This is a genomic window from Pseudoxanthomonas mexicana, from assembly GCF_010093385.1.
Taxonomy (GTDB): Bacteria; Pseudomonadota; Gammaproteobacteria; order Xanthomonadales; family Xanthomonadaceae; genus Pseudoxanthomonas_A; species Pseudoxanthomonas_A mexicana.
The window spans coordinates 59,955-71,247 of sequence record NZ_PDWV01000014.1 but is presented as its reverse complement, the minus strand read 5'-3'; the positions used below and the strand labels follow the sequence as shown (position 1 = coordinate 71,247).

The following is an 11,293-nucleotide window of genomic DNA, read 5'->3' as shown; positions in this document are numbered from 1 at the left end:
ACTACATCGAGATGTTCTACAACCCGATCCGCCGGCATGGTTCCGCTCGCGGACTGTCACCGGTAGAGTTTGAAAGGCGCTACGCGCAGAGCGGCGACTGAGTGTCTACAGAGCTCTGGCCGGTCCAAGAGGAAGGGATTGCGAGCTCAGGATGACTTGCCGATCGCGCGAACTTGGGTCTCAAGGACAAGTCGGTCAATTGCTTCGATTTTCAGGGCCAGCAGCAAGGAGATCCGATGCTGGAGCAGATGGAGCGCATTGTTGAACGCCTTGTGGATGTGTTCGGAGGAGCCGGCAACGGCGGCGGGATCTTCGATACCCCAATGCGCGGTGACAGGATGCCCTGGCCAGACCGGACAAGCCTCCCCGGCAGCTCGATCGCAGACCGTGATGACCAAGTCCATTTCCGGGGCGCCGGGCTCTGCAAACTCATCCCATGGCTTGCTGCGTAGGGTGGCTGTAGGCAGGCCGGCCTCCTGCAGCACCTGCAACGCCATCGGGTGCACCCGACCGCGGGGTTGACTGCCCGCGCTGTAAGCATTGAAGCGATCTTTGCCTAGTTGATTGGCCAAGGCCTCGGCCAGGATGCTACGGGCAGAGTTGCCGGTGCACAGAAAGAGTAGGTTGTACTTGCGAGTCATAAGAAATCCTATGGATGAAAAATCACGCGCGGGTTTCGTACCAACCCTTGGAAGCGTTGACGATGCGGACAACGGACAACATGACAGGCACTTCCACCAGTACGCCGACTACGGTGGCCAATGCGGCACCGGAATGAACACCGAAGACACCGACGGCGGTAGCGACCGCGAGCTCGAAGAAGTTGCTGGCGCCGATTAGCGCTGAAGGCCCTGCCACACAGTGGGCTTCGCCGAGCTTGCGATTAAGCCAGTAGGACACGCCTGCATTGAGATACACCTGGATTAGGATCGGCACGGCCAGAATGCCAATGATCAGCGGCTGATCAACGATCTGCCGGCCTTGGAACCCGAACAGGAGCACCAGCATGACCAGCAGTGCACTAAGCGAGACAGGGCCAAGCCGCTTGAGAAGCGTCTGAAGCGCAGCTTCTCCCCCCCTACGAAGCACCCAGCGCCGCAGCAGCACTGCGATGATCACAGGCACGATGATGTACAAGCCCACGGAGATCAGCAGCGTCGACCATGGGACGGTGATCGACGAAATCCCCAGCAATAGTCCAACGATCGGTGCAAACGCAACGACCATGATGGCGTCGTTCAAAGCAACTTGGCTCAACGTGAATCGAGCATCGCCACCGCAAAGCTGGCTCCACACGAACACCATTGCCGTGCACGGCGCTGCCGCCAGCAAGATCAGGCCTGCGACGTAAGAGTCGATCTGTGCCGCGGGCAGGTAGTCGGCAAAGACATGGCGGATAAAGATCCAAGCCAATAGGGCCATCGAGAACGGCTTGATCGCCCAGTTCACGAATAGCGTGACGCCAATTCCCTTCCAGTGCTGGGTAACATCGCCCAAGGCAGCGAAATCGATCTTCAGCAGCATCGGGATGATCATCAGCCAGATCAACACGGCCACCGGCAGATTTACCTTGGCGATCTCCAGTCCTCCCAGCGTTGCAAAGGCGCCGGCGAAGAGATAGCCAAGGCCGGTACCGGCAAGAATGCACAGGACTACCCAAAGGGTCAGATGTCGCTCGAAAGCGCCCATCCGCTGGGACAGGGATGCAGCTTTAGTTGCAGCGGACGCTTCGCTCATCGACTCACCTTTTTGGTGGGCTTGGCACTGGTCTTCTTGGTGGCGGGCATGCACGAAGTCACGGGGTTCCCACCACAGCAGTTGCTGGTCAGAAACTCGATGAGCTCATTCATTTGCTCAAAATCAGCGCGATAGCAGATGTAGCGGCCGCGCTGCTCGCCTTCAATGAGCCCTGCGTTGCTCAACTCCTTGAGATGGAATGAAAGGGTGGCGCCAGGCAGGGAAAGCGCCTCAGCGATATCACCCACCATTCGACCCCCTGGCCCTGCCTCAACCAACAGACGAAACACGGACAAGCGAGTGGCCTGACCCAGTGCGGCCAATGCCGCGGTTGCGTTCTTGATTTCCATTAAACTAGAATATTGGAATATACGAAGGATAGCAATGCCCCATGACAGACGTACGACTGCCGAACCTCGTCCCGGGCGCACTCGATGTGCCGCACCCGTCCAAACTGAATCTGGACGACCCCAAGCATCCGCCACGCATCCTCATCCTGTACGGCTCGCTCCGTCCGCAGTCCTTCAGTCGCAAGCTCGCGCTGGAAGCTGAGCGGTTGCTGCAGCACTTCGGCGCTGAGACGCGCGTGTTTGATCCACATGAATTGCCGCTCTTGGACAGCGTAGGCGTAGATCACCCCAAGGTGCAGGAGTTGCGCGCCCTGTCAGAATGGTCCGAGGGACACGTCTGGGTCAGCCCAGAGCGCCACGGCAGCATCACAGCGGTTTTCAAGAATCAGATCGACTGGCTGCCGCTGGAGGAAGGCGGCGTACGTCCCACTCAAGGGCGCACTCTGGCGGTCATGCAGGTCTGTGGTGGGTCCCAATCTTTCAACGTGGTCAACGCGCTGCGCGTGCTGGGTCGCTGGATGCGGATGGTGACCATTCCGAATCAATCCTCGGTGCCGAAGGCTTGGCAGGAGTTCGACGACCAGGGTCGCATGAAACCCTCCGCCTATTACGATCGCGTCGTCGATGTCATGGAGGAACTGGTGAAGTTCACTCTCATGGTGCGCGGGCGAAGCGAGTATCTGACCAGTCGATACAGCGAACGCAAGGGCGACTTGGCTGCTGTGGAACTCGCCGCCTCCTCAGGGGCAGCGCAGTAGTTCGGTCGATCCTTCGCGGGAAGATCCGTTGTACCACCGTTATCTGACAATCGAGGAATGACATTGATGGAAGCCGTGATCTATCACAACCCAGCCTGTGGAACTTCACGCAATACATTGGCCTTGATACGTCATGCAGGCATTGAGCCGACGATCATTGAGTATCTTCAAGATCCCCCTTCGCGAGCGCGACTGAGGGAACTGATCTCAGCCGCGGGTCTAAGTGCTAGAGATGCCATTCGGCAGAAGGGCACGCCCTATCTGGAGCTGGGGTTGGAGGATCCTCTGCTGGATGAGGATGCATTGCTGGACGCGATGTTGGCCCATCCCATTCTGATCAACCGACCGTTTGTTGTGACTGATAAGGGGGTCCGTCTCTGCCGCCCCTCTGAGCTCGTTCTGGATATTCTCCCTCCGGTGACGCGCCCATTCGTGAAGGAAGATGGAGAGGTCGTCATTGATGAGTCCGGACGCCGGCGGCTCTAACGAAGCTTGTTCCTTTGCATCATCCAGCTTAGTTGCCATGGGTGGCGCGAAGCCGGTGGGCGATCGGGATGGTTGCGGCCAGAAGCATGATCATCACCACCAGTACGACCTGGATGCTCAGTGATACAGACACGCTCGCGACTGCTACGGGCGTCAAGGCCCGCGCGAACCCTTGAGCGCGCGCAATCTCGCCGTTCCATTGGCCAGCCGCGGAGTTGCCATAGATGGCTTGGACGAGCCACGGCTTAGCTAAGGTCTGTAGGCCCGCGCCCAGACCAAACACCGACACGGCTGCCAGGCTGAGCCAAGGACCTGGTGCCAAGGTTACGCCTAACATACCCGCCACCATAAGCACGATGGGCGCAGTGGTGAGCGTTGTCTCGGACAGGGCTCGCGTCTGTCGCAAGAGCCAAATCCGGCCTGGCAACTGTGCTGCTCCGAAGGCTGCCAACACGATGGCGGCCGTCTCTGCCGATGTGCCGCGTTCCATCAGGAAGGGGATCAGCAGCGTCGTCAAAGTAATACTGGCAAGACTGCCTGTGCTGAAGATGATCGCCAGTGAGGGCATGTAGCGCGGCCACGCTTTATGTCTCCACGTAGATGGTGCCTGCGTGTTCTCGGTAGCCGGCAAGGCCGGCATGACCCAAACCTCCATGACACAGGCCACCAGTAACAGCGCGCCCACCCCCGATAGCACGGCCACGCGCCAGCCCCATGCGCTAATGACATAGGACGTCAGGGGCAAGAAAACCGTGCTTGCGAGACCGCCCATGATGGTCACCGCGGCGAGCGCACGCAGACGATGCCTTGGCTCAAGAATGGCCCGCATAACCAAGATGAAAGCCGGTTCGTACAGCAGCAGTGCCATCGCAATGCCCATGACCAACCAAGCCACGTACAACGTCACGACGCCGTCCGACAGCCCCAGGAGCAGCAGCCCTGTGATGGCCAGTGAAAGGCCCCAGCGCGTTACCGTTCCCGCGTGCCCACTATCTAGCCAACGGCCGACCTGGGGCGCGACCGATGCCATGGCGATCAACCCGACAGAGAACGCGCCAGCGACGACGGTTCGCGTCGTCGCCAGTGCATGCTCCAGTGGCACAAGCAAGACGGAGAAACTGTAATAAAGCACGCCCCACAAGACGCATTGGCAAAGCCCGAGCAACCAGACAGCGCGATCCTGTTCTGAGCGCATTTCAGGCACAGCAGCTTGGAGTTGCCGGCACAGCAGGCGCAGCGTCTTTACATCCACAGCCGGACTTACCCGCTTCCTTGGCCTGGGCGTCTTTAACGCAGCATGCATCGGTCCCGGCTGGCGCGGGGCCGCCGCAACACGACGGGCTCCTTGTTGTGATAGCTGGTGCAGATTCACAGCAGCTGGTGGGGGTCGACTGCTCAGCGTCCTCGTCGGAGAACTGGGTGATGCATACGCCCGTCTCGGGAAGAGTCAGTTCCACCCGTCGAGCGGCCTCCCAGTCCCCCGCAATGGCGGCAGCCACCGATCGTACCTGCTCGTAGCCGGTCAACAGCAGGAAGGTGGGGGCTCGTCCATAGCTCTTCATGCCAACGATGTATACATCGGCGTCCGGATGTTTGAGCTCTTCGGCGCCGTGCGGCCTCACACTTCCGCAGCTGTGCACGTTGGGATCAATCAGCGGCGCCAGCGCGGCAGGCGCCTGAGTTCCATGATCCAGTGCGATGCGAAGTTCCGAAAGCAGCGTCGCGTCAGGCCGGAAGCCTGTGGCGACCACGATCTCGTCAACTGCATCGAGCGATGTCGCGCCACTGGAGGCGACAATGCCTCCCGGCAGGCGCTCCAGCTTGTCCAGATGGAAATCGGTCGCCACGCTCAAGATGCCGCGCCTGACTAAGTCTGCGATGGTCAAGCCGAGCTTGCCGCGCTCCTTTAGCTGGTCATTCTCTCCGCCGCCCAGAACCCGTGCCACGCTAGAGCGCCGGAGTGCCCAATGGATCTGCATGCCAGGTATCTGGTCGGCCAGCTTGGCCAGATCCGCCAGAACATTGAACGCGGAATGCCCGCTGCCTATGACGAGCACACGCTTGCCTTCATATCGCGTGCGATCACGGCCAAGTACATCGGGCATGCCGTAGAAGATGTGTTCCCGCAGTGCAATCTCACCCCGCGCAGGGATACCCGAGGCGCCGCCGGGGTTCGGCGTATCCATGGTGCCCGAAGCATCGATCACCGCTTTGGCCAACACCTCGTGCTCGCCTGCGGCGTCCTCGTAGCGCACCAAGAAGGGGCTCTGTCCGCGCTGGGCGTCCTTCATGCGATCTTTCCGCAGTCGAGTGACGGCTGTCACTCGCGCGCCTGTTTTGATGATGCGCGCCATTTCTGGCGTTGCCGCTAGCGGCCGAAGATAGTGCTCTACGACTTCTGCGCCGGTGGGAAACTGCTTCAAGTTGGGCGCAGACCAAGCGTGCCGCGCCAAGATTTCACCAGCGGCGTGATCAATAGCGAATTCCCACGGCGAGAACATGCGTACATGGCCCCAGTGCTGCATGCCAGCACCGACGCTGTGGCCTGCTTCAAGCACGAGGGGCTGTAGTTCGCGCGACAGTAGGTGTGCCGCTGCGGCGAGGCCCACGGGACCTGCGCCGATGACAACGACGGGGAGATCAGTACTCATGGTGAATCCTTCTGATGAGGCCGCACGCGGCTAGAGAGGTTGTTAGCAGCAACAATCCAGATAGTAAAAAATGATCAACGCGCGCCCATCGGGCAGCACCGTTTGATTACTTCGGCAAATCGCGGGCCGACCTGCTTGAATGGAAGGCGCAGTAGCCGCTGAATCTCGAACTCAGATGGGTAGCGCTTGGGTTCAAACACGCCCACGCGTGTTGGGGCATCACCCCGCCGGTACGTGCCGAATACCTGATCCCAGATTGGAAGCGCCGTACCAAAGTTGCCCGCTTCGGTTTCATCGGTGCTGTGGTGAAGGCGGTGCAGCTCCGCACTACCGACTATCCAGTTGAGTGGGCCCATGGTTCCGGCCACGTTGGCGTGTGTAGCCAGCGCTTGGGTGATACCGAACAGCGCGACGGCGAGCACCGCTTCTGGCGACAAGCCCAGGATCAAGAGTGGACCCAACTTCGCTGCCTTGTCGTACATGGCGTTTATCGGATGAGCCATCAAGGCGTTTGAAGTCGTGAGGCGATCAGGCAGGTGGTGCGTCACGTGCACTCGCCACAGCCAACCTTCGGCATGGCTCCAACGATGTACCCAGTAGCTACCCAGTTCTGCCGCCAACAGACCCACCACGATCTGCGTCCCGAGTGACCACGGATTACCTCCCGGCATCCACGTCACCGCTAGCGCGGCAAGCGCGGCGCCTGTGGCTGCGTCAACCACGACATTGAACCCACCCACCACGCCATCACGCTGTAGATGGTGCCGGTCCCAACTCCACTCGCGCCGGTGGGGGCGCCACTTCTCGGCCAGCATGAGCACAGCCAGATTCAGCGTTAGCCACGTGCCCAGTACCGCTGCAGCGGCAAATCCCGAGGCCAGAGCGGCATACCAAGCGAGGGGCAGTAGCCCGAGCAGCATTAGGTGCGGCATATGCCACTGTCGGCGGGTGACATCAGACGCCATCTCTGGACTCCTGTTGGTAGTAACAACCATCTGCGCAAAAATTCACTCGCACTTCCATGTCCCTTGCGCACCACAAGAGGGCTCACAGCCGCCCACACTCACGCCCGACACGAACCGATCCTGGGCTGCGCGCGCGAGTCGACGAATGACCTCGATCGAGGCGCGTCGCACCGCGGGGTCCAGTTCCTGGATCAGGGACGCTTGTTGTGCAACAAGTTCTTCGTTGATCCGCTCATAAAGTGCTCGTCCTGCTGGAGTTACGCTCAAAGAAAGCGCGCGGGCGTCCTCTGCGTCTGCTTGGCGAACCACATAACCCTTCTTCACCAGAGCATCGACGACCCGTGTGGTTGTGCTCTTGTCGAGCATGAGGGCATTGGCCAAGGTTTGGCTTCTGCTAGGGCCTCGTTCGACCAAAGCCTCCAGTGCATAGCACTGGGTTACCGAGATGTCATAACAGCAGATGCGATCGCGGTCCCGAAATTGGTAGATCCGCACCAAGTGCGAAACAGCCGCGTTGAGCGCTTCTGCATCACTGAGCAAAAGCGCATCAAAGGCTGAAATGGGCGCTTGGACAGACATAAGCGGTCAATTGGTTGGTAGATGCAACCATATGCCTTGCCAGAGGGGCCGTCAAGCCTTGGAGGGCATACACCAAACGAGGCGGCGAACGGACGCCAGATGCCGGCTCCAGGGCAGATGGTTGGTCATCTTCCTGTCATAGACCGGGCGCACAGTGCCGACATGTCGAAATGTCATGACATTTCGACATGTCCATTGACCCAGTGAGATCGCCTGTGAGCAACAACGCCCCGACCGCTGAAGAAATCTTCGAATACCTGGAAAAGCGCACTCTGCAGACGTCGATGTCGACCGATTGGGCGCTTGATGCGCTGCAGGCGCTGGCGAACGGTTCACGCTTGCGCATCTTTCGCACTCTGATGCGTTACGAGCCGACGGGTCTGGTGGCAGGTGACCTGGGCGAGCAGATGGCCATGCGCCATACGACCCTATCCAACCATCTCACCGTCCTTAGCCGCGCGGGCTTAATTTGCGGCACGCGAGAGGGACGCTTCATCCGCTATCGCGCCTGCCTGGAAGGCATGCAGGCCCTGCTCGGATTCTTGTTGAAGGATTGCTGCCAAGGCCACCCGGAAGAGTGTGTCCAACTCCGGACGGCTGAGGACAGCCAAGCGATGTGTGACTGCACCGCCGAGGTGCCCGCTTCACCGCGCAAGCGATCCAACTGAGTTTAGCCGGCTCGGCTTGGGGACGCCGGGTCCGGCAGCGTTGCTGCTGATAACCCCATCCAACCTTCTCGGAGACTGCAATGAAACTGACAACCTACAGCCTGTTGGCAGTGGCGATCCTGACCATCACCGGTTGCAACAAGAACGCCACCCCCGCGCCCGATGGCGCCGCCTCCCAAGCGCCGGCAGCGACATCCGAAGCAGCTCCTGCTGCCCAGGGACTGGTCACGGCCGATGGCTCCTCCACCGTGTTCCCGGTTACCGAGGCCATGGCCGAAGAGTTTCAGAAGGCGAACCCCGGCATCAAGGTGACCGTGGGCATGTCGGGCACCGGCGGCGGGGTCAAGAAGTTCTGCCGCGGCGAGACCGACATCTCGAATGCCTCGCGTCCGATCAAGGGCGAGGAGAAGGAGGCCTGCAAGGCCGCTGGCGTTGAGTACATCGAGCTGCCGGTTGCCCTGGATGCCCTGACCGTAGTCGTCCATCCGCAGAACACGTGGGCCGCCGAACTGACGGTGGATGAGCTCAAGAAGATGTGGGAGCCGGAAGCCCAAGGCAAGATCAGCAACTGGAACCAGGTGCGCAGTAGCTTCCCGAACAAGCCGCTGGTGCTGTACGGCGCGGGTGTGGATTCGGGCACCTACGACTACTTCACCGCCGCGATCGTCGGAAAGGAACACTCCAGCCGCGGCGACTTTACCGCCTCGGAAGACGACAACGTGCTGGTGCAGGGCGTGTCGGGCGATGTCAATGCGCTGGGCTTCTTCGGCTTGGCATACTACGAAGAAAACCCCGGCAAGCTGAAGGCGGTGAAGATCAAGGCTACGGCGGATGCGCCGGCCGTTGAGCCGAGCGTGGAGAACGCACGTGCAGGCACTTATCAGCCACTGTCGCGTCCGATCTTCATCTATGTCAACAAGAAGGCTGCTGAAACCAAGCCGGAAGTCGCCAAGTTCGTCGAGTTCTATCTCAACTCGCAGAATGCGACCGAGTTGGTGAAAGAAGTGGGCTATGTGCCGCTGCCTGACAACGCGCAGGCTGCCTTCCGGGAGCGCTTTGCCAAGCGCGAGATTGGTACCGGCTTCACCGGGTCCAAGATCGGCGTGTCGATCGATGATCTGCTGAAAGAGAAACTGGTCTATTGACCCTCACGACGCGGTGGCGGCGCTGTCGCCGCCGTGTCCTTCCGAGCTCGCCATGGCCATTGATTCCACGCTGATGAGTCCCACCAAGACGATCGAACGGCTGGTGCCGACACCCGCATTCCTGCGTCGGCGCCGCGCGATGGATCGCTCCATGCGGGTGATACTGTTTCTGGCCGCTACGGTGTCGGTGCTGGTAACGGCTGGCATCATCTATGTGCTTCTCAGTGAGAGCATCCAGTTCTTTGCCCAGGTATCGATCTGGGATTTCCTCACGGACACGCAGTGGACGCCGGTGTTTGAGGACAAGCACTTTGGCATCATTACGCTGCTCTCGGGTACGCTGATGAGCACGCTGATAGCGCTGCTCATCGCGGCGCCCGCAGGTACGATCCTGGCGGTTTATCTCAGTGAGTTCGCTCGGCCCCGCGTTCGCGAGGTCATCAAGCCTTTTCTGGAGCTGATCGCGGGCGTCCCAACCGTGGCGTTTGGCTATTTCGCCCTGTTGTTTCTGACCCCAATCTTTCAGCAAATCATTCCCGGCCTGGCTACGTTCAATCTGCTCGTGCCCGGCATCGTCATTGGCATCATGATCCTGCCGTACATCGTGTCGGTCAGTGAAGACGCCATGCGCGCAGTGCCCGACAGCCTGCGCGAGGGCGCATTTGCACTGGGCTTTACCCGCCTGCAGACGGGTCTAAGAGTGGTGGTGCCAGGCGCGTTCTCCGGCATTACCGCGGCCTTCCTGCTTGGCATGTCTCGTGCGGTCGGCGAGACGATGGTGGTTGCTGTGGCAGCGGGACAACAAGCCAAGATTGCAAGCAATCCGCTGGAGGGCGCCGCTACCATCACCTCCTACATCGTCCAGCTGAGCATGGGCGACCTTCCCCATGATTCGATTGCCTACCTGACGATCTTCGCGGCCGGCCTGACCCTTTTCCTGCTGACCTTTATCTTCAACTTGCTGGCGTTCTGGCTACGCCGTCGTTATCGGGAGGCGTACTAATGAACAAGCCAGGACTATCGTCCAACCGTTTCGATGGATACAGCGAAGCGCACTTGCTGAAACGGGCTAAATGGTCCGATGGGCTATTCGCCGTGCTGGGCGTCCTTGTGTTGGTTGCTACCCTGGTTGTCCTGGGAGCCTTGATCGCCGACTTCATTTCCGATGGCGCAGGCCGTATCGATGGTGACTTCCTGACCAGCTATCCCTCCCGACGCCCGGGCAGTGCCGGCATTTTGTCAGCTTGGGTTGGCACGACTCTGGTGATGATCGTTACTGCGGCACTGGCCGTGCCGCTCGGCGTTGCCGCCGGTGTGTACCTGGAAGAGTACGCCCCAAAGAACTGGGTGACTGACTTCATCGAGATCAACGTCACCAACCTGGCGGGTGTCCCCTCTATCATCTACGGTCTGCTGGCGCTGGGCTTGTTCGTGCAGACCTTGGCCATGGGGCAAACCATCTTGGTCGCCGGCATCACGCTGGCCCTTCTTATCCTTCCTATCTTGATCGTCGCTACCCGTGAGTCGCTGCGTGCGATTCCCCAGGACATCCGCGAAGCCTCATTCGGCCTGGGTGCAGATCAATGGCAGACAGTCAGTGGCTACTTGCTGCCTGCTGCACGCCCAGGAATTCTGACGGGAGCCATCGTGGGCATGTCGCGTGCTATCGGTGAGACCGCACCGATCATCACAATCGGCGCGCTAACGTTCATCGCCTTCTTGCCGCCATCGCCGCTCCAGGATTCGTTTCCGTTCGTCAACTTCGACTGGCTCAACTCGCCCTTCACCGTGATGCCGATCCAAATGTTCAACTGGGTCTCGCGGCCACAAGCTGGATTTCATACCAACGCGGCCGCGACCGGTCTCATCCTGCTGGCGATGACGCTGCTGATGAACGGTTTCGCCATTTGGCTGCGTTACCGCCTACGACGCAACCTGCGTTGACACCTATGTC

General features: G+C 60.1%; 13 protein-coding genes. 6 read left to right on the top strand and 7 right to left on the bottom strand.

Annotation, left to right across the window (positions count from 1 at the left end):
• Window positions 1-146 precede the first annotated feature (146 nt).
• Genes CSC76_RS07360 through CSC76_RS07350 form a run of 3 tightly spaced genes read right to left on the bottom strand, consistent with a single transcriptional unit; the run spans window position 147 to window position 2,087 of the window.
• Window positions 147-641, bottom strand: coding sequence for an arsenate reductase ArsC (locus CSC76_RS07360; protein WP_162109379.1), 495 nt, complete (start codon window positions 639-641; stop codon window positions 147-149).
• 22 nt (window positions 642-663) lie between these two features.
• Window positions 664-1,689, bottom strand: coding sequence for an ACR3 family arsenite efflux transporter (gene arsB, locus CSC76_RS07355; protein WP_202923501.1), 1,026 nt, complete (start codon window positions 1,687-1,689; stop codon window positions 664-666).
• 44 nt (window positions 1,690-1,733) lie between these two features.
• Window positions 1,734-2,087 (bottom strand): ArsR/SmtB family transcription factor, encoded by a 354-nt coding sequence (locus CSC76_RS07350; protein ID WP_162109377.1) that lies wholly within the window; start codon window positions 2,085-2,087, stop codon window positions 1,734-1,736.
• 41 nt (window positions 2,088-2,128) lie between these two features.
• Between CSC76_RS07350 and arsH the strand changes: the two genes are divergently transcribed.
• Window positions 2,129-2,845 (top strand): arsenical resistance protein ArsH, encoded by a 717-nt coding sequence (arsH, locus tag CSC76_RS07345; RefSeq protein WP_162109376.1) that lies wholly within the window; start codon window positions 2,129-2,131, stop codon window positions 2,843-2,845.
• A 66-nt stretch (window positions 2,846-2,911) separates the two neighbouring features.
• A complete protein-coding gene (arsC, locus tag CSC76_RS07340) occupies window positions 2,912-3,331 on the top strand; it encodes an arsenate reductase (glutaredoxin) (RefSeq protein ID WP_162109375.1) in 420 nt (139 codons plus the stop codon).
• Between the two features lie 28 nt (window positions 3,332-3,359).
• On the opposite strand, the gene CSC76_RS07335 is transcribed toward arsC, so the two are convergent.
• The 4 genes from CSC76_RS07335 to CSC76_RS07320 all read right to left on the bottom strand — a co-directional run bounded on the left by CSC76_RS07335 (window position 3,360) and on the right by CSC76_RS07320 (window position 7,526).
• Window positions 3,360-4,526, bottom strand: coding sequence for an MFS transporter (locus CSC76_RS07335; RefSeq protein ID WP_162109374.1), 1,167 nt, complete (start codon window positions 4,524-4,526; stop codon window positions 3,360-3,362).
• A gap of 1 nt (window position 4,527) precedes the next feature.
• The gene (locus CSC76_RS07330) at window positions 4,528-5,982 is read right to left on the bottom strand and encodes an NAD(P)-binding domain-containing protein (protein WP_162109373.1); all 1,455 of its coding nucleotides are present in this window, start codon (window positions 5,980-5,982) and stop codon (window positions 4,528-4,530) included.
• Between the two features lie 74 nt (window positions 5,983-6,056).
• Window positions 6,057-6,947 carry a sterol desaturase family protein gene (locus CSC76_RS07325; protein ID WP_162109372.1) on the bottom strand — a complete coding sequence of 297 codons (891 nt, stop codon included), beginning with the start codon at window positions 6,945-6,947 and terminating at the stop codon, window positions 6,057-6,059.
• 42 nt (window positions 6,948-6,989) lie between these two features.
• Window positions 6,990-7,526 (bottom strand): MarR family winged helix-turn-helix transcriptional regulator, encoded by a 537-nt coding sequence (locus CSC76_RS07320; protein ID WP_162109371.1) that lies wholly within the window; start codon window positions 7,524-7,526, stop codon window positions 6,990-6,992.
• A 215-nt stretch (window positions 7,527-7,741) separates the two neighbouring features.
• Here CSC76_RS07320 and CSC76_RS07315 point away from each other — a divergent pair, with 215 nt between their 5' ends.
• From CSC76_RS07315 to pstA, 4 genes are all read left to right on the top strand, one after another.
• A complete protein-coding gene (locus CSC76_RS07315; RefSeq protein WP_238394900.1) occupies window positions 7,742-8,194 on the top strand; it encodes an ArsR/SmtB family transcription factor in 453 nt (150 codons plus the stop codon).
• Window positions 8,195-8,274: 80 nt separating this feature from the next.
• Complete coding sequence (locus CSC76_RS07310; RefSeq protein WP_162109370.1) at window positions 8,275-9,339, top strand: PstS family phosphate ABC transporter substrate-binding protein; 1,065 nt, start codon at window positions 8,275-8,277, stop codon at window positions 9,337-9,339.
• Between the two features lie 52 nt (window positions 9,340-9,391).
• The gene (pstC, locus tag CSC76_RS07305; protein ID WP_238394899.1) at window positions 9,392-10,342 is read left to right on the top strand and encodes a phosphate ABC transporter permease subunit PstC; all 951 of its coding nucleotides are present in this window, start codon (window positions 9,392-9,394) and stop codon (window positions 10,340-10,342) included.
• On the top strand, window positions 10,342-11,283 hold the full coding sequence (gene pstA, locus CSC76_RS07300; protein ID WP_162109369.1) for a phosphate ABC transporter permease PstA: 942 nt from the start codon (window positions 10,342-10,344) through the stop codon (window positions 11,281-11,283). The genes pstC and pstA overlap by 1 nt, the downstream gene beginning before the upstream one ends.
• Window positions 11,284-11,293: the final 10 nt, after the last annotated feature.